The following is a 16,795-nucleotide window of genomic DNA, read 5'->3' on the forward strand; positions in this document are numbered from 1 at the left end:
AGCTCCGAAAGATCGAACCCATGACAGAATTCAACGGCGTCGTCCCGGCGATCGCCAAGGCGTTGCAGAAGCGCGGTTACGCCGAACTCACCCCGGTGCAAAAGGCGATGCTCGATCCGGCGCTCGCCGCTTCCGATGCGCTGGTCTCGGCCCAGACCGGTTCCGGCAAGACTGTCGCCTTCGGCCTGGCGCTGGCGCCGACGCTGCTCGAAGGCCGAGAGCGCTTCGGCAATGCCGGCGCGCCGCTCGCCCTCGTCATCGCCCCGACGCGCGAGCTTGCCCTGCAGGTGAAGCGTGAGCTCGAATGGCTCTACGAAATGACCGGCGCGGTGATATCAAGCTGCGTCGGCGGCATGGACATCCGCAGCGAGCGTCGCTCGCTCGAGCGCGGCGCCCATATCGTCGTCGGCACGCCCGGCCGGCTCTGCGACCATATCCGCCGCAGGGCGCTCGATATGTCTGAGCTGAAGGCTGCCGTGCTCGACGAGGCCGACGAGATGCTCGATCTCGGCTTCCGCGAGGACCTGGAATTCATTCTCGATTCGGCGCCGGACGAACGCCGCACTTTGATGTTTTCGGCAACGGTGCCGGCGGCGATCGCCAAGCTTGCCAAGAGCTACCAGCGCGATGCCGTGCGCATCAGCACCGCGGCCGAGGAAAAGCAGCATGTCGATATCGAATATCGCGCGCTCATGGTGGCGCCCAGCGACCGCGAGAACGCGATCATCAACGTGCTGCGCTATTATGAGGCGACCAACGCCATCGTCTTCTGCTCGACGCGCGCTGCCGTCAACCATCTGACTGCGCGGTTCAACAACCGCAATTTCGCCGTGGTGGCGCTTTCCGGTGAGCTGACGCAGAACGAGCGCAGCCATGCGCTGCAGGCGATGCGCGACGGACGTGCCCGCGTCTGCATCGCGACCGACGTCGCCGCCCGCGGCATCGACCTTCCGGGTCTCGATCTCGTCATCCATGCCGACCTGCCGACCAATCCGGAAACGCTGCTGCACCGCAGTGGCCGCACCGGCCGGGCCGGGCGTAAAGGCATCAGCGCCATGATCGTGCCGCTGAACGCACGTCGCAAGGCCGAGCGCCTGCTCGAAAATGCCGGAATTTCGGCTGCCTGGGCGCGGCCGCCTTCGGCCGAGGAGGTGAGCGAGCGCGACGACGAACGTCTGCTTGCCGACCCGATCTTCAACGAAACACCGCAGGAAGAAGAACAGGGGCTGGTGCAGCAGCTTCTCGCCAGCCACGGCGCCGAAAAGCTTGCCGCCGCCTTTCTGCGTCTATACCGCACCAATCATTCGGCGCCGGAGGATCTCATTGAGGTTACCGTGCAGGACGAGCGCAACCGCAAGCGCCGCGACAATGCCGAGCCGTACGAGCCTGCGCAGAAGGGACCGCGTGAGGATTTCGGCGCCAGCGTCTGGTTCTCTATCTCGGTCGGGCGCAAGCAGAATGCCGAGCCGCGCTGGCTGATCCCGATGCTCTGCCGCAACGGCAATGTGACGAAGCGCGAGATCGGCGCGATCAAGATGCAGCCCGAGGAAACTTTCGTGGAGATCGCCGCGGCGAGCGCCGAAAGCTTCCAGGCGGCGATCGGACCGAACAAGGCACTCGAACGCGGCATCCGCGTGACCCGGCTTTCGGGCACACCGGATTTCAGCCGGGCGCCGTCGCCGAAACCCTATGCCGGCAAGCCATCCCGTGACGAGCGCCCGGACGACTCGTTCCGCAGCGAGCGCCCGAAGAACAAGTTCGGCAAGGGTCCGGGCGGCGGATATGCTGCGGCTGACAATGCCGGCGGGGAAACACGGGACAGCAAGCCCTGGAGCAAAAAGCCGGGCAAGCCTGCTTTCGATGGACCCAAATCCGACAAGCCGAAATTCGACAAACCGAAATTCGAAGGCGCCAGATCTGAGGCCCCCAGATATGAGGGCAAGGGCGGCGGACCGAAGGCCAAATTTTCAAAAAAGAAGCCCGGCTGATCTTGCTGCTACAGCGCTGGATGCTGCAGCAGTTTGAATCGCGGGACCCCTTCGCCAGTTCGGGCGAAGGGCCTTGGGTCGTATTCCTCGGGGAGCTCCTGTGATGGTGGAAACAACGATCCTCAGCGTTCCGGTTTTCAGTATGCTCTGCAATGAGGCCTTCCGGCTGCGGCGTGCCGTTTTCGTGCATGAGCAGAAGGTTCCCGAAGCCGAAGAATTCGATGCCGACGATCTCAGCGCCCACCATCTCGTCGCCCTCACGGCGGGCGAAGTCTCCGGCACGCTGCGGGTCATTTACGCCGAGGAACATGTGAAGATCGGCCGTGTCGCGGTTGCCCACCCATGGCGCGGGCGCGGCATCGCGGCTGATATGATCGGGCGGGCGATGGACCTGCATCGCAGCGCGCGCGACAACCGCTTCTATCTCACAGCGCAGGCCGGCAAGCTACCGCTCTATGAACGTTTCGGTTTCGTCGCCTATGGCACGGAATTTCTCGATGGTGGCATGCCGCATCTCGCCATGAAGAACTACTGAACCATCGGGCTCAGCCAGGCAGGAGAGACAATGAAATGCCCGGTCATCTCGCAACCCGATCCAGTCGCCTTCATCAAGGCCAATCTGCCGATATCAGCCGTTCCCTGCATTCCCGAGATCCGGCTGCATACCGCAGGCCCCGCGAGCGGGCTCTGGCGGCTTGCAGGCCCCGGAGAAGCCGATCCGGCGCCTTATTGGGCCTATCCCTGGGCCGGCGGCGCTGTGCTTGCCCGCCATCTGCTCGACCAGCCGGAGACGGTCGGGGGCCGCCGTGTCCTCGATCTCGGCGCCGGCTCCGGGCTCGTCGCCATCGCGGCGGCCAAAGCCGGCGCAGTGGCGGTGACGGCGGTCGATATCGATGCCAATGCCATTGCCGCAACCGGCCTCAACGCGGCGATCAATGATGTGAACATCGTGGCCGTCGCCGCCGATATCATCGATGAACCGCCGCCGGAGACAGACCTTCTCGTGGTTGGCGACCTGTTCTACGAACCCGCCCTTGCCTTGCGGGTGATGGCGTTCCTGTCGCGCTGTCAGGCAAGCGGCATCGAGGTGCTGATCGGCGATCCCGAGAGGGCCTATCTGCCTCAGGGAGAATTGAGTCGAATCGCGACCCATGCCGTTGCCGATTTCGGCGCCGGCACGGGCGGCGGGGCGGTGCCGGCAGGGGTCTTCACGCTCCGGCACCAGTTGAAGGCGGGGATTATGCCAGGAGGTCAGGCCGCAACAGCATGACCGGGCAGGGTGCGCCGGCCGGCAATTCACCCGCATGCGGCGGGCGGATGACGAGGCAGTCGGCCGCAGCGAAGACCTTCATCATCGAGGAATCCTGCTTGCCGAATGGTTCGGCGATCCAGCCGCCCGTGGCCGATTTCGCCAGTCTGGCGCGGAGATAATCCTGGCGATGATCGTTGGCTCGCAGCGATATGGCTGTCTCGGCTGTCGCCTCGCGCCGCACCGGCGGCAGCGATGCGAGCCGGCGGATCAGCGGCTCCAGGAACAGCAGGCTGCAGACCAGGCTGGAGACCGGATTTCCGGGCAGGCCGAGCACGTGGATCGGCCCGAGACTGCCGACCATCAGAGGCTTGCCCGGCCGCATGGCGATCTGCCAGAAATCGAGTTCCATGCCGGCAGCCGTCAGCGTCGCCCGCACTAGATCGTGGTCACCGACGGAGGCGCCGCCGATCGTCACGATCACATCGGCGCCGGCCGCCTCAGCCTTGCCGATCGCGGCGGTGATGGCTGCCTGGTCGTCAGGCGCAATGCCAAGATCGAGCACCTCGGCGCCGGCCTTGCGGGCGAGGGCGGCAATGCCGAAACCGTTCGAGGCGATGATCTGCGCCGGGCCGGGTTGGCTGCCTGGCGGCAACAGCTCGTCGCCGGTCGCAAGGATGGCGACCAGCGGCTTGCGTCGTACCTCCACCGTTGCATTGTTCATGCCGGCGGCAACCGTCAGCCGGGTGAAATCGAGTATCGTGCCTGCCGGCAGCACGGCTTCGCCCTCGACGAAATCCTGTCCGCGCGGGCGCACATGCTGGTTCTGACGCACGGGGAATGTCGTGCGGATGGTGCCGTCGTCCAGCCGTTCGGCATCCTCCTGCAACAGCACGCTATCGGCGCCCGAGGGAACCGGGGCGCCGGTGAAGATGCGAACAGTCTCGCCCTTGCCGACCTCGCCTTCGAAGGCACGGCCGGCAGCCGAGGTGCCGATCAACCTCAGCACGGCGCCGGGCTCCGGTGCATCGTCGCGGCGCAGGGCATAACCATCCATAGCGGAGGAATCGAACGGCGGCTGCGTCAGCTTTGACGTGAGATCGCGGGCTAGCACACGGCCCTCGGCCTCGGCAAGGTCGAGCGTCTCGGAGGTTTCGACAGGTTTGGCGCGCGACAGCAAGCGGTTCTGCGCCTCGGCGACGGGCAGCAGGCTCATCGACCGGCCTCCGGATGACGGAAATCGCCTGACTTGCCGCCGGATTTTTCCAGCAGCCGGATGCCACCGATTTCCATCGTCCGGTCGGCAGCCTTGGCCATGTCGTAAATGGTGAGACAAGCGACTGATACGGCCGTCAGCGCTTCCATCTCGACACCGGTCCTGCCGGTCAGCTTGGCCATGGCCGTAACGCGCAGGCCGGGAAGAGCGGCGTCCTCTGATATATCGACCGTCACCTTGGTTAGCATCAGCGGATGGCAGAGCGGGATCAGATTGGCGGTCTGCTTGGCGGCCATGATGCCGGCAAGGCGGGCGGTGGCGATGACGTCGCCCTTCTTGGCGTTGCCGTCACGGATCAGCTTCAGGGTTTGCTCGGCCATGCGCACGTGGCCCTCGGCGGTGGCGATGCGGACCGTTTCCGCCTTGTCGCCGACATCGACCATATGGGCTTCGCCGGCAGCGCCGATATGGGTCAGACGGGGCTTCTCGCTGCCCATCTCACTCGGCCGCCAGCACGGCTTCGCCAAAGAGCAGTGCGCGGGTGGCGGCCGCCACGTCGTCCTTGCGCATCAGGCTTTCGCCGACCAGGAAGGTGTTGATGCCGCTGGCGGCCAGCCTTTTGCAATCGGCATGGGTGAAGACACCGCTTTCGCCGACCAGCAGCCGGTCGTCCGGCACCATTGATGCAAGCGCCTCGCTGACGGTGAGGCTGACCTCGAAGGTGCGGAGATTGCGATTGTTGATGCCGACGAGCGGCGAAGAGAGCTTCAGCGCCCGCTCCATCTCCTCGGCGTCGTGGACCTCGACCAGAACGTCCATGCCGAGGTCGAAGGCTTCGTCCTGCAGGCGCTCGGCTTCATCATCCGACAGCGAAGCCATGATCAGCAAGATGCAGTCGGCGCCCCAGGCGCGGGCCTCGTGCACCTGATAGGTCTCGAACATGAAATCCTTGCGCAGTGCCGGCAGCGCGCAGGCCGCGCGGGCGGCCGTTAGAAATTCCGGCGCGCCCTGGAAGCTCGGCCTGTCGGTCAGGACGGACAGGCAGGCGGCACCGCCGGCCTCATAGGCGCTCGCCAGCGACGGCGGATCGAAATCCGGACGGATGAGACCCTTCGAGGGGCTCGCCTTCTTGATCTCGGCGATGAGGCCGAAATTGCCGGCATCACGCTTGGCCACGAGCGCCTTGTGAAAACCGCGCGGGGCGGATTGACCGGCCTGCATCGCCTTCAAGTCGGCGAGCGACACCGTCGCCTTTGCGGCGACAATCTCTTCACGCTTGTAGAGTTCGATCTTCTTCAGGATATCGGTCATCGGGCAATCCTAGTCGATATCGTTGGAAACGGCGATGAGTTTGTCGAGGGCGAGCGCGGTGGCGCCGCTATCCAGCGACTGCGCGGCAAGCGTCATGCCGTCGCGGATCGTCCCGGCCTTGCCCGCGATGACCAGTGAGGCGGCGGCATTGGCGAGCGAGACATCGCGATAGGCATTCTTGGCGCCGCCGAGCACCTCGCGAAGCGCTGCGGCGTTGGCAACACCGTCACCGCCCTTGATGTCGGCGAGCACGCAAGGGCTGACGCCGAAATCGGCGGGCGACAGCTCGAAGGTGCGGATCTTGCCGTCCTCGAGCGCCGCGACTTGTGTGACGCCGGTGGTGGTGATCTCGTCGAGGCCGTCGCCATGGACCACCCAGACGCATTCGGAGCCGAGATCGCGCATGACTTCGGCGAGCGGCACCAGCCATTGCGGCGAGAAGACGCCGAGCAGCTGGCGTCGGACGCCGGCCGGATTGGAGAGCGGGCCGAGCAGGTTGAAGATCGTGCGCGTGCCGAGTTCGACCCGGGAGGGGCCGACATGGCGCATGGCGGAATGATGCATCTGCGCGAACATGAAGCCGACGCCGGCCTCCGCGATGCAGCGGGAGATGATCTCGGGGCTGACATCGAGCTTGACGCCGAGTGCGGCCAAATTGTCGGCCGCGCCCGATTTCGAACTCAGCGCCCGGTTGCCGTGCTTGGCGACGGGGACACCGGCGCCGGCGACGATCAGCGCCGCCAGCGTCGAGATATTGTAGGTGCCGCTGGCATCGCCGCCGGTGCCGACGATGTCGATCGCATCGGCCGGCGCCTCGACGGCCAGCATTTTCGCGCGCATCGCGGTGACGGCGCCGACGATCTCATCGACGGTTTCGCCGCGCACGCGCAACGCCATCAGGAAGCCACCGATCTGCGAGGGCGTCGCCTGGCCCGACATCAGGATGTCGAAGGCGGCGCGAGCCTGGTCACGCGTCAGCGGCTCGCGGCTTGCGGCCTTGGCCAGGAACGGCTTCAGATCGGTCATAAGGCCTCCTAGCGGACTGTCGCCTGTTCGGCGAGCTTCTGGTTGATCTGCGCGCCGTATTGCGTCTGCAGCAGGTTGACCATCTGATCGAGGATGTCGTCGCCGGCGGCATTGGCCATGGCGGTGATCTGGGCATCGCGGTTGTTCAGGACGTCGCCGGTCGGCTCACTGTTGACCTCGGTGACCTTCATCAGGATCTGCGTCGAGGGATCGGCGCCCACGGCGCTCGCGACCGTATCGACCGGGCCGGAGAAGGCGGCGGTGACGCCGGCGCGGCCGAGCACCGGATCGTCGGTGGAGCGGGTGACACCGCTCTTGCTTTCGACGGCGATGCCGAGCGGCGTTGCGATATCGGCAAGTGCCGTGCCCTTCGCCGCCTCGGCCTTCAATGCGTCGGCCTTCTTGGCGAGCTCGGCCTTCTGCTGTTCGGCGGTCCAGTCCTCGACGGCCTTTTCGCGCACCTCGGCGATCGGGCGATCGCGGTCCGGCGTGATTTCAAGGACGTTGAACCAGACATAGCCGTCATTGCCGATCGGCAGCGGCGGCGCATCGACGCCGACCTCGGTCTTGAAGGCTTCGCCGAGCAGCTGCTGCTTGGCCGGGAGATCCTTGACCTCTTTGCCTTCCTTGTCGGCGCCGGTCATGTCGACGGCATCGACGGTGACGGCCTGGAGCTTCAGCTGACCGGCGATATCCTCGAGCGTGGAACCTCCGGCGCGCAGGTCTTCGATGCGGTCATGAACGTTGATCACCTCCTGAGAGGCGTTGGAAAGCGCCAGCTGCTTGCGGATATCCTCCTTCACCTCGTCGAAATTCTTCACCGTTTCCGGCTTGATGTTGGTGATGCGCAGGATGACGGCCCCGAAGGAGCCGTCGACCACAGGCGTCGTGCCGCCATCGCGCGAAACCGCGAAGGCTGCATTGGCAACGGCCTGGTCGGGAACCTTGTCCTTGGTGAATTCGCCGAGCAGCACGTCGCTTGCCGTCTTGCCCTGGTCGGAGACCAACTGATCGAAGCTGGTGCCGCTCTTCAGCGCCGTTTCGGCGGCGGCGGCAAGATCCTTGCTGGCGAAGGTCAACTGTTCGATGGTGCGGCTTTCCGGTGTGCGGTAGATATCCTTGCTCTTGTCGAACGTTTCGTGGATCTGATCGTCGGTGACGGTTGCAGCGTCGGCAATATCGGCGGGCTGCAGCTTGAGATAAATGAGCTTGCGGTATTCTGGCGCCCGATAACGCTGCTTGACACCTTCGAACCACGTCGCCAGCACGTCGTCGGCGGGCGCCTTGATCGGCTCGATATTGGCGTTGGTGAGCAGCAGGTAATCGACACTGCGGCTTTCATTGCCATAAAGCTTCAAGGCGTCGACCAGCGTCTTCGGCGCGGTGAATCCGTTCGAGATGGCATCGACGACCTGGCTGCGGACGGCGACCTTGCTGCGCTCCTTGATGTAGTCGTCCTGGCGGATGTTGGCATTGCGCAGGCGCGAGACAAAGAGCTCACGGTCGAACTGGCCGTTGACGGCCTTGAAAGCCGGATCGTCGGCGATCAGCTGGGCGAGGCGATCCTCCGACAGGCCGAGGTTCATGTCTTCGGCTAGCTGATCGAGCGAGGCGCCGGCCACGAGCTGGGCAAGCACTTGCTGCTCGATGCCGAAGGCGCGGGCCTGCTCGGGGGTGAGGCGCATGCCGAACTGCTGGCTGAGGCTTGCCACCTGGCGCTGATAGGCGAGGTGGAATTCGTTGACGTCCACATGCTGATCGCCGACGGTCACGACCGTGGTGCTGTTGCCGCCCGTTAACAGCTCATGCGACACGCCCCAGACACCGAAGGAGACGACGAGCAAAAGCAGCAGGAGCTTGGCAACCCAGGTCTGAGCAGCTCTTCTCAGGATATGGAACATGGAAACGCAAACCTCGCAGTATCATTGAGCCGCGCGCCGGCGGACATTCGACGTTCCTTAAAACAAACCCGACAGGAAATGAAGGGTTTGTCGCGCGAAAAGCTGCACAAGGCGGCTGCCCGGCCGCGGCGGCTTTGCGGCGAACAAAAGATCGGTTGCGGCGGAACTTTTCGGGCCGCCATTTCGTTGAAGCGGCATCCCATGAAACAGGAGCAGACCATGGCAGAATTGAAAACCGCTTCCGCCGAATCCACCGCCGCGCGTGTCAAGGCTGATATCGCAGCAGACGATCTGTCGGCGCAGGTCGCAGCCCTTCGCAACGATCTCTCCCGGCTGACGGAAAGCGTTGTCGCGCTGGGGCAGGGCGCAAAATCGGCGGTGACGGACGAGGCTTCGGTAATGACCGAACGGCTGCGCGACAAGGTGCGCGAAGAACCGCTCATGGCACTCGCGGTGACGGCAGGCATTGCCTATGTGTTCGGCCTGCTCAGCCGCCGCTGAACGGGAATTCAGAGCTCAAGAAAAAGCCGGACGTCATCAACGCCCGGCTTTCGATATGTCTAACGCGCAGATTGAGGCCAGCGGCCGGGGTCAGCGGCGGATGAGACGGCCGATGAAAATCAGGATGCAGGCACCGATAAAACCGGTGATCAGATAGCCCAGCCAACCGGCAAGCGGCTGGATGTGTAACAGACCCAGGATCCAGTTGGCGACAATGGCGCCGACGATGCCGAGCAATATGTTCATGAGCAAGCCCATGTTGCTGCTCATGACCTTTTCCGCCAGCCATCCGGCGATACCGCCGATGATGATGGCTGCAATCCAACCCACGCCTGCGTTTTCCATGGTTATCTCCCTCCTGGCAAAACGAGTCACAGAATGCACGAAACGAGAGGAAGTTCCACTCCCAGTTACCGAGATTGCTTGCGGGTTCAGCAACTTATGTGACTCAGGGCTGCAGCACGGTGACCGGGAAGTTCAGCACGTAGGCGGCTATCTGAAACAGCAGGCCTGATATGGCGAGAATTGCGAATCCCAAAGGCATGATCAGACTTTTCGTAAACATCTTTCCTCTCCCCTATGCTTAAAGCATAAGCTGAAGCGGACGACGCGCAAGATTATTACTAATAAATAGTTAAGCGCTGCATTTGAGTAAAACTTAAGATATCAAAATGACACAACCTGTTCTTTTGCGACACGGATTAATAAATACTCGAATAGCTGGCGACGAGTCGTGCGATAGATGACTAGTGAATGTTTTTCTTGCTTTGAAAAGACTGCGGTCAAACTCGCGATGACAAACAATGCCTCCGGGGGAGTGCACTTCAATATTTTACGGCGTTTTGGGATTAACCCAACCCATCGGCCGTTCGCTCCGTTGGAAATACGCAGGATTAATTCCGTGGCGGGGCGAAATTTGTTTCCAGGCGCAAATGAAGCAATTCCGGTGATGGACGGAGTTCAGAATAACTTCGCCGTCATGCCAGCCCCGACGGATTGATTTTGCCACGAAGCGCATCATTTTATCCAGAAGCCATTCGATCCGGGGGAAACACTCGATGTCAAAAGCTGCAATCGCCATCGCCTGCATCTGCCTGCTCACCCTTTCCGGCTGCGGCAATACCGCATACGGGCTGAAGAAGGATGGACAGGAAGCGAGCCACGCAATGGACAACGCGACCCATCGGGTGCTTTCGGCCGGCGCCAAGAAGTGATGCGTATTAATCGCTAAAAAAGCCCGCCAGGGGTGAGGCGGGCTTCAAATAACAGGGAGAATGGACGGATGGAAGCCGTCTCGTCTAATAAAGCATTTCCTTAAGCGTATGGCTTTACGTCATTCGACGTAGCCGCGACCGGCAACGATCCGATGCGACCATGACTCGGAATCGAATCAGAAGTTGCCCCAGTTCTGGGCGCGGGCACGGGCGCGAATAATCCGGTATTCGCGACCGCCATAGAGCGAGCCGATTGTCAGCAGAAGTGTCAGAACGTCCCAGATGATATGCATGTTATCCTCTTAGGTTGGACGGCTCTGCCGTCGATCGGTGAAGCTACAATAGCAATCTTTCGAATGTGCTTATATGACAAGAAATCGGGATAAGCGGAAAAGCGGGCAGGGCGCTCCCGCAGAGGAGAGGCGGCGTCACCGCCTTGGAGCAGCAAGGTGAACAGATTACCGGACGGCGGCCGATGACGATTTTTTCCGTCCGCCACATAACGTCCTATCGTTACGTCAGGGCGGTCGATTTCGGCGAGCATCGCCTGATGTTCCGGCCGCGCGACAGTTTCGACCAGCGGCTGATCGAAGCGTCGTTGACGACCTATCCCGAGGAAAGTCATGTCCGCTGGATCCACGATGTTTTCGGCAATTGCGTGGCGCTCATCGATATTTCGAGGCCGGCGTCCGAGCTTCGCTTCGAAACCTGGATCACCCTCGATCATACGCCCCAGGTCGCCCTGGATCTCAAGGTCGACGAGGCGGCCCTGATTTATCCATTCTCCTACGACAAGGAGGAGATTGCCGATCTGACGCCGGCAATGCAGCGCCATTATCCCGATCCGAACGACGAGGTCGGACGCTGGGCACGGCAGTTCGTGCGCCAGGGGCGTCCGACGGAAACCGGGCATCTGCTGATGACGCTCTGTTACGCCATTCGGGAAAGCTTCGTCTATCAGCGCCGGATGGAACACGGAACACAGACCCCGGTGCAGACCTTGCAGCTTCGCTCCGGCACCTGCCGGGATTTCGCGCTTTTGATGATGGAGGCCGCCCGCGTCCTTGGGCTCGCGGCGCGCTTCGTCACGGGCTATGTCTATGTTCCCGACCGGGACGGCTCCACGGTGCTCGGCGGCGGTTCCACCCATGCATGGTGCCAGATCTATCTCCCCGGCGCCGGCTGGGCGGAGTTCGATCCGACCAACGGGATCGTCGGCAACCGCGATCTCATTCGTGTCGCGGTTGCCCGCGATCCGCGCCAGGCAGTCCCGTTGAGCGGCAGCTATGATGGCGACGGGGCGGATTTCGACAGCATGACGGTGCAGGTCAACGTCACCACGAGATAATCTCGATTCTCTCCGAGGTAATCCGGATTACCTCCGAGATAATCTTCCGGGGCAATCTCGGATCACCACCAAGTCTCTGTATGGTGACAGTTGTCCCTTGCGGGAACCGGGTAGCGCGATCAACGTTCCATACTCACCTCCGCACATGCGGAGCCGCGATAGGGAAGCCACAATGAAGATACGCGCCGGGTTTCATCTGGGCTACGAATGCACGCAACCAACGCCGATGCTGCTCGTCCTCAACATCCATCCCTCTCGGCGCGCCGATCTGCTGAGTGAGCAGGTCCTGACATTCGACCGGCCGATCGAGGCCTGGGAATATACCGACGGGTTCGGCAATGCCTGCAGCCGGATCGTCGCCCCGCCGGGACTGACGACCATTTCCACGGAATTCGAGATCTACGACAGCGGGCAACCCGATATTGTTCCCGATGATGCGGTCCAGCACGCGATCAATGACCTGCCGGACGATGTGCTGGTTTTCCTGCTCGGCAGCCGCTATTGCGACACCGACAGGCTGGCAGATTTTGCCTGGGCAACCTTCTCGTCGACGTCGCTCGGCTGGACGCGCGTCCAGGCAATCTGCGATTTCGTCCACGACCATATCACCTTCGATTACCAGAAGGCCGACCTCCTGCGCACCGCCCATGGCGGCTTCACCGATAAGGCGGGCGTCTGCCGTGACTTTGCCCATCTCGCCATCGCGCTGTGCCGGTGCATGAATATCCCGGCCCGATATTGCACCGGCTATCTCGGCGATATCGGCGTACCGATCGATCCCAATCCGATGGATTTCAGCGCCTGGTTCGAAGTCTTTCTCGGCGGCCACTGGCATACGGTCGACGCCCGCCACAATACGCCGCGCATCGGCAGAATATTGATGGGAACCGGCCGCGACGCCACGGATGTCGCGATGTCGACGGCCTTCGGGCCGGCAACGCTTTCCCGTTTCGAGGTGATCACCGAGGAAGTGCCGCAGGAGGCACCCAGGAACGATTGATGGTGGGCGACGGAGCTCCTATGCCTTCTTCAAAAACTCGGTTTTCAATACGAGACCTTTGACCTGCTTGGTGCTGCATTCGATCTCACCGGGATTGTCGGTGAGGCGAATGCCCTTGACCAGCGTTCCACGCTTGAGCGTCTCTGAAGTTCCTTTGACCTTGAGGTCCTTGATCAGCGTTACGGAATCGCCGTCGTGAAGCTGGCTTCCGTTGCTGTCTTTTACGATAATGTCGTCAGCCATGATGTCCTCGCTTGTTGATGCGAGACGGGAAATCACGGCGACATGGCATAGTCAACCTCAGGCGGCCTTCAATCACGTAGCCGCGCAGACATCCCGGACACACTCGCGCAGCCAGCGATGGGCGGGATCGGCATCCATCCTGGGGTGCCAAAGCAAGGAAATCGTGATCTCACACGTCGGAACGGGCAGGGGAAAACTATGCATCCCCGCGCGCAGCGATTCCGTGTGACGCTCGGGCACGCTGGCGATCAGATCGGAGGTTCGGGCGAGCGCCAGCGCCGTCGAAAAGCCGCCGACGATCGTGGCGACCTGCCTGTCCAACCCCAGCGCATTCAGGGCTTCATCGATCGGCCCCTTGTCGAGCCCGCGCCTGGAGACAATGATGTGCCGGCCGGCCGCGTAACGGGCAGGCGTGATCTCGCCTTCGCTGAGCGGATGGCCCCTGCGCGCCACGCCGATGAAACGGTCCCGGAACAAGGCCTGCGCCCGCACCTCCGGACTGGTCGTATCGCCGACGACGCCGGTTTCGAGATCGACGGTACCGTCGCGTAGCGGGGTGCTGTCCTTATCCGGCTTCTGCATGAAGCGCAGCCGGACGCCTGGCGCTTCCCGGCTGAGGCGGGCGATGAGATCGGGACCGAAATTCTCGGCGAAGCCTTCGCTGCTGCGCAGTGTAAACGTCCGGACCAAGCTTTGGAGGTCGAGCGCCTCCAAGGGCCGCAGCACCGCCTGCGCCTCCTCGACGACCCGACCGACCCGCTCGCGCAGTTCCAGCGCCCGTGGCGTGGGAACGAGGCCGCGGCCGGCGCGCACCAGCAGCGGATCGCCGGTCGTCTCGCGCAATCGGGCCAGCGCCCGGCTCATCGCCGACGGGCTCAGCCGCAGCCTTCGGGCGGCGCGCGCAACGCTGCCTTCTGCAAGCAGGACGTCCAGGGTGACGAGCAGGTTGAGATCGGGTGTCGACATGCATCCCATATAACATGGTTTCATCATGATGTGGCGTTAGACGCATGAATGAAATGCAAATCGTGCGCCTTCCGCCACGCCACGCAGCGGACTAGCTTTTCATCGGCTCCATTCGGGCCCACGGAAAAGGAGGCCATTGTGAAACCAGTCATTGCAGAGCGAGGCGAGGCCGTCGCCGAACGCATACCCTCCGTCCGCTGGGCGCTTGCCAGTCTTTCCCTATCCATGCTGCTGCCATCGCTCGGCACCAGCATCGCCAATGTCGGTCTGCCGACTTTGGCGCAGGCATTCGACGCCACCTTCCAGGATGTCCAGTGGATCGTGCTCGCTTATCTGCTCGCCATCACCACCCTGGTCGTCAGCGTCGGACGGCTCGGCGACATCACCGGCCGCCGCCGGCTGCTGCTCATCGGCATACTGCTCTTCACGCTGGCCTCAATCCTCTGCGGCCTGGCGCCGACACTCTGGCTGATGATTGCCGCGCGTGCGGTGCAGGGCCTGGGCGCCGCCATCATGATGGCGCTGACCATCGCCTTCGTCAGCGAAACGGTGCCGAAGGCGAAGACCGGGAGCGCCATGGGGTTGCTCGGAACCATGTCGGCGATCGGCACCGCTCTTGGGCCTTCGCTTGGCGGGTTCCTGATCGCCGGGCTCGGCTGGCCGGCAATCTTCCTCGTCAACGTGCCGCTCGGCGTGCTGAGCTTCGTTCTCGTCCATCGCTATCTGCCCGCCGATCTCAGCAAGGGGAAGGCGAATCGGACCAGCTTCGATACGATGGGCACGCTGGTGCTTGCCCTGACGCTGTCAGCCTATGCGTTAGCGATGACGATCGGGCGCGGCAGTTTTGGTCCGCTGAACATTGCCCTGCTGCTCACGGCCGTCTTCGGCGCCGGTCTGTTCGTGTTCACCGAGGCGAGAACGGCATCGCCGCTGGTCCGCTTGGCGGTGTTCCGCAACCCGGTGTTCAGCGCCAGCTTGGCGATGAACCTGCTCGTTGCAACGGTGATGATGGCGACGCTGGTGGTCGCGCCGTTCTACCTCTCCCACGCGCTCGGGCTCGATCAAACTCTCGTTGGGCTCGTCATGTCGATAGGCCCTGTCATCTCCATCTTGAGCGGAATCCCGGCCGGCCGCCTGGTCGATCGTCTGGACGCATCATTCGTGGTTATCGCCGGGCTCGTCGCCATGGCGGCGGGCTCCGTCGCCGTGGCCGTGCTTCCCGGCATTACAGGCTATATCGCTGCCATCGCCATGCTGACGCCAGGCTATCAACTGTTCCAGGCGGCCAACAACACCACCGTCATGGCCGACATCAGCCCCGACCAGCGCGGCGTCATCTCCGGCGTGCTCAATCTGTCGCGCAATCTCGGACTGATCACCGGCGCTTCCGTCATGGGCGCCGTCTTCACTTTCTCTTCGGGAGCGCACGATATTGCGGCGGCGCATCCCGACGCGGTTCACTCAGGCATGCGGATCACCTTCGCCGTCGCGGCAGCGCTGATTGTCGTTGCGCTCGCCATTGCGACCGGGACTTGCCGGAGCCGCCGAGCGCTCGGGGAGAGTTAGCCCGACCCTCATCGGCCGCCGAGCGAAACTCAGACCAAGGTCCGATCTGTCCCGGACTTCATGCCGATACCAAAGCTTCGGTCGCTGCAATAGGTTTTGCGGACTTTGGTGGAGTTTGCGGAGCTATTGCTGTGACCAAGATCATTGTTGCGGGGATGATACTTATGCCAGTAATCTTCTGGGGTTCTGTTGGCGTCCTGATATACTCGCACCTCTCGTGAGGGCACTCACCAGAGCAATTCCAGGATCTGTGGCTCCTCGTAGAGGATCGGGCTGCTCGGACGCCGAGGGGCCTGATCGTGAAGGAATGTCTGATGAAAATTTTGGCGGAGAATGCCGCTCAGCTGGAAGGTTGAACCAAGCCAAACTCGCTTCAAGGCTGCAGCGAGAACGTCTTTGCGACGCCGGCTCAGAGGACGGCCACGTGATCTCGTGGCAGCGACGTGACGTCAATCTGCCGCCCGACCCCATTCTTAAGTTAATGGCAGTCGCGTCCTGCTGCAGCCTGTATATCATCTCATCGTCAACGCAAAGGATCAGTGCGACCACGGCAACGCGCAGCTGCCCGCCTAACGTATGGCGAAGTAAAGCTGCGCTTCATATTGTTCATCCGGCGTCGGCATACGGGTTTCAACCAATGGAAATTTCGCGCCGCGCCGTCGCATGACTATGCCGCCAAGGTTTCCTTTTTCTTCGGAAGGGAAAGGCGCCCATTCAGTCGAGCAACTCATCCAGGAAAGCCATGCAAAAAGCTTCAAGCGAATTATCTCCAAATGACTTTGGGCAGTTTCGCTGACTTGTTCGCAAGTGAATATCCCAGCAACGTCGAGATGATTGAAATCGCGCCAAAAGACAATCGTGATTTTTTGGGAGATTGCCCGCGAGCGTCAGGGCGAGCAGAATCATTGGGGCAACAGCAAAACGGAAGCCTGCGATACCGCGCCGATGCTACTGAGACGGCATCCTACCGTTAAGGTAAGGGCGCAATTCCCGAGCGGAAATCGGAAATTATATAACAAAATCAATATGAAATGGCGGAAGAGGTGGGATTCGAACCCACGGTACGGTTTCCCGCACGCCGGTTTTCAAGACCGGTTCCTTAAACCACTCGGACACTCTTCCATCTGATTGAAAAGGTTAAGAAATCGACATTTTGTTGATTCCAGCAACCGGTCATTGCTGCCGATTTGCGACCCAATCATTCGATGGCTGGCTTTTTAGCAGCTTTGATCGCAGCGTCAACGTGCTCTGCAGCATTTGCCGGCA

The 16,795-nt window shown here is 62.2% G+C and carries 17 protein-coding genes and 1 tRNA gene; 8 read left to right on the top strand and 10 right to left on the bottom strand.

All coding sequences use genetic code 11. From position 1 onward, the window contains the following. The first annotated feature begins 20 nt into the window (after positions 1–20). The 3 genes from FHT69_RS06830 (at position 21) to FHT69_RS06840 (ending at position 3,258) form a co-directional block, all read left to right on the top strand. The gene (locus tag FHT69_RS06830) at positions 21–1,988 is read left to right on the top strand and encodes a DEAD/DEAH box helicase (RefSeq protein ID WP_063473954.1); all 1,968 of its coding nucleotides are present in this window, start codon (positions 21–23) and stop codon (positions 1,986–1,988) included. A 100-nt stretch (positions 1,989–2,088) separates the two neighbouring features. Beyond that, positions 2,089–2,523 (top strand): GNAT family N-acetyltransferase, encoded by a 435-nt coding sequence (locus tag FHT69_RS06835; RefSeq protein WP_082849670.1) that lies wholly within the window; start codon positions 2,089–2,091, stop codon positions 2,521–2,523. A gap of 30 nt (positions 2,524–2,553) precedes the next feature. Next, complete coding sequence (locus tag FHT69_RS06840; RefSeq protein ID WP_183905117.1) at positions 2,554–3,258, top strand: methyltransferase; 705 nt, start codon at positions 2,554–2,556, stop codon at positions 3,256–3,258. Here FHT69_RS06840 and glp read toward each other — a convergent pair. Genes glp through FHT69_RS06865 form a run of 5 tightly spaced genes read right to left on the bottom strand, consistent with a single transcriptional unit; the run spans position 3,227 to position 8,691 of the window. Then, on the bottom strand, positions 3,227–4,453 hold the full coding sequence (gene glp / locus FHT69_RS06845) for a gephyrin-like molybdotransferase Glp (protein WP_063473957.1): 1,227 nt from the start codon (positions 4,451–4,453) through the stop codon (positions 3,227–3,229). The two genes, FHT69_RS06840 and glp, sit on opposite strands and share 32 nt — an antisense overlap. Next, the gene (gene moaC / locus FHT69_RS06850) at positions 4,450–4,950 is read right to left on the bottom strand and encodes a cyclic pyranopterin monophosphate synthase MoaC (RefSeq protein ID WP_047615240.1); all 501 of its coding nucleotides are present in this window, start codon (positions 4,948–4,950) and stop codon (positions 4,450–4,452) included. Before moaC ends, glp begins: the two co-directional genes overlap by 4 nt. Before the next feature lies 1 nt (position 4,951). Further along, positions 4,952–5,764: an indole-3-glycerol phosphate synthase TrpC gene (gene trpC / locus FHT69_RS06855; protein ID WP_063473958.1), complete on the bottom strand. Its 813-nt coding sequence runs from the start codon at positions 5,762–5,764 to the stop codon at positions 4,952–4,954. Positions 5,765–5,773: 9 nt separating this feature from the next. After that, entirely contained in the window at positions 5,774–6,790 is a 1,017-nt protein-coding gene (gene trpD / locus FHT69_RS06860; RefSeq protein ID WP_063473959.1) for an anthranilate phosphoribosyltransferase, read from the bottom strand. A gap of 8 nt (positions 6,791–6,798) precedes the next feature. After that, positions 6,799–8,691, bottom strand: coding sequence for a peptidylprolyl isomerase (locus tag FHT69_RS06865; RefSeq protein ID WP_063473960.1), 1,893 nt, complete (start codon positions 8,689–8,691; stop codon positions 6,799–6,801). Between the two features lie 219 nt (positions 8,692–8,910). On the opposite strand from FHT69_RS06865, the gene FHT69_RS06870 reads away from it, so the two are divergent. Next, entirely contained in the window at positions 8,911–9,192 is a 282-nt protein-coding gene (locus tag FHT69_RS06870) for a hypothetical protein (RefSeq protein WP_047615451.1), read from the top strand. 90 nt (positions 9,193–9,282) lie between these two features. Here the strand turns inward: FHT69_RS06870 and FHT69_RS06875 are convergent, their stop codons facing one another. Next, entirely contained in the window at positions 9,283–9,537 is a 255-nt protein-coding gene (locus FHT69_RS06875) for a GlsB/YeaQ/YmgE family stress response membrane protein (RefSeq protein ID WP_047615234.1), read from the bottom strand. Between the two features lie 713 nt (positions 9,538–10,250). Here FHT69_RS06875 and FHT69_RS06880 point away from each other — a divergent pair. From FHT69_RS06880 to FHT69_RS06890, 3 genes are all read left to right on the top strand, one after another. After that, positions 10,251–10,406 carry a hypothetical protein gene (locus tag FHT69_RS06880; RefSeq protein ID WP_018495827.1) on the top strand — a complete coding sequence of 52 codons (156 nt, stop codon included), beginning with the start codon at positions 10,251–10,253 and terminating at the stop codon, positions 10,404–10,406. 475 nt (positions 10,407–10,881) lie between these two features. Next, positions 10,882–11,754: a transglutaminase N-terminal domain-containing protein gene (locus tag FHT69_RS06885; protein WP_028759137.1), complete on the top strand. Its 873-nt coding sequence runs from the start codon at positions 10,882–10,884 to the stop codon at positions 11,752–11,754. Positions 11,755–11,926: 172 nt separating this feature from the next. Next, entirely contained in the window at positions 11,927–12,754 is an 828-nt protein-coding gene (locus FHT69_RS06890) for a transglutaminase-like domain-containing protein (RefSeq protein WP_028759138.1), read from the top strand. 18 nt (positions 12,755–12,772) lie between these two features. Here the strand turns inward: FHT69_RS06890 and FHT69_RS06895 are convergent, their stop codons facing one another. Together FHT69_RS06895 and FHT69_RS06900 are read right to left on the bottom strand one after the other, a co-directional pair. Beyond that, positions 12,773–12,997: an alkylphosphonate utilization protein gene (locus tag FHT69_RS06895; RefSeq protein ID WP_003559525.1), complete on the bottom strand. Its 225-nt coding sequence runs from the start codon at positions 12,995–12,997 to the stop codon at positions 12,773–12,775. Between the two features lie 72 nt (positions 12,998–13,069). Continuing rightward, positions 13,070–13,963 carry a LysR family transcriptional regulator gene (locus FHT69_RS06900; protein ID WP_047615449.1) on the bottom strand — a complete coding sequence of 298 codons (894 nt, stop codon included), beginning with the start codon at positions 13,961–13,963 and terminating at the stop codon, positions 13,070–13,072. A gap of 138 nt (positions 13,964–14,101) precedes the next feature. Here FHT69_RS06900 and FHT69_RS06905 point away from each other — a divergent pair, with 138 nt between their 5' ends. Then, entirely contained in the window at positions 14,102–15,529 is a 1,428-nt protein-coding gene (locus FHT69_RS06905) for an MFS transporter (protein WP_097623424.1), read from the top strand. A 569-nt stretch (positions 15,530–16,098) separates the two neighbouring features. On the opposite strand, the gene FHT69_RS06910 is transcribed toward FHT69_RS06905, so the two are convergent. Together FHT69_RS06910 and FHT69_RS06915 are read right to left on the bottom strand one after the other, a co-directional pair. Continuing rightward, positions 16,099–16,287 (bottom strand): hypothetical protein, encoded by a 189-nt coding sequence (locus tag FHT69_RS06910; protein WP_028758518.1) that lies wholly within the window; start codon positions 16,285–16,287, stop codon positions 16,099–16,101. Between the two features lie 274 nt (positions 16,288–16,561). Then, positions 16,562–16,651, bottom strand: a tRNA-Ser gene (locus FHT69_RS06915). Positions 16,652–16,795 lie beyond the last annotated feature (144 nt).

The organism is Rhizobium sp. BK008 (genome assembly GCF_014197345.1).
Classification (GTDB): domain Bacteria; phylum Pseudomonadota; class Alphaproteobacteria; order Rhizobiales; family Rhizobiaceae; genus Rhizobium; species Rhizobium anhuiense.

What these genes read in the sequence shown, in the direction of transcription:
- FHT69_RS06830 (WP_063473954.1), top strand. Translation starts at nt 21, where the DNA reads ATGACAGAATTCAACGGCGTCGTCCCGGCGATCGCCAAGGCGTTGCAG.
- FHT69_RS06840 (WP_183905117.1), top strand. Translation starts at nt 2,554, where the DNA reads ATGAAATGCCCGGTCATCTCGCAACCCGATCCAGTCGCCTTCATCAAG.
- glp (WP_063473957.1), bottom strand. Translation starts at nt 4,453, where the DNA reads ATGAGCCTGCTGCCCGTCGCCGAGGCGCAGAACCGCTTGCTGTCGCGC.
- moaC (WP_047615240.1), bottom strand. Translation starts at nt 4,950, where the DNA reads ATGGGCAGCGAGAAGCCCCGTCTGACCCATATCGGCGCTGCCGGCGAA.
- trpC (WP_063473958.1), bottom strand. Translation starts at nt 5,764, where the DNA reads ATGACCGATATCCTGAAGAAGATCGAACTCTACAAGCGTGAAGAGATT.
- trpD (WP_063473959.1), bottom strand. Translation starts at nt 6,790, where the DNA reads ATGACCGATCTGAAGCCGTTCCTGGCCAAGGCCGCAAGCCGCGAGCCG.
- FHT69_RS06865 (WP_063473960.1), bottom strand. Translation starts at nt 8,691, where the DNA reads ATGTTCCATATCCTGAGAAGAGCTGCTCAGACCTGGGTTGCCAAGCTC.
- FHT69_RS06870 (WP_047615451.1), top strand. Translation starts at nt 8,911, where the DNA reads ATGGCAGAATTGAAAACCGCTTCCGCCGAATCCACCGCCGCGCGTGTC.
- FHT69_RS06875 (WP_047615234.1), bottom strand. Translation starts at nt 9,537, where the DNA reads ATGGAAAACGCAGGCGTGGGTTGGATTGCAGCCATCATCATCGGCGGT.
- FHT69_RS06880 (WP_018495827.1), top strand. Translation starts at nt 10,251, where the DNA reads ATGTCAAAAGCTGCAATCGCCATCGCCTGCATCTGCCTGCTCACCCTT.
- FHT69_RS06885 (WP_028759137.1), top strand. Translation starts at nt 10,882, where the DNA reads ATGACGATTTTTTCCGTCCGCCACATAACGTCCTATCGTTACGTCAGG.
- FHT69_RS06890 (WP_028759138.1), top strand. Translation starts at nt 11,927, where the DNA reads ATGAAGATACGCGCCGGGTTTCATCTGGGCTACGAATGCACGCAACCA.
- FHT69_RS06895 (WP_003559525.1), bottom strand. Translation starts at nt 12,997, where the DNA reads ATGGCTGACGACATTATCGTAAAAGACAGCAACGGAAGCCAGCTTCAC.
- FHT69_RS06900 (WP_047615449.1), bottom strand. Translation starts at nt 13,963, where the DNA reads ATGTCGACACCCGATCTCAACCTGCTCGTCACCCTGGACGTCCTGCTT.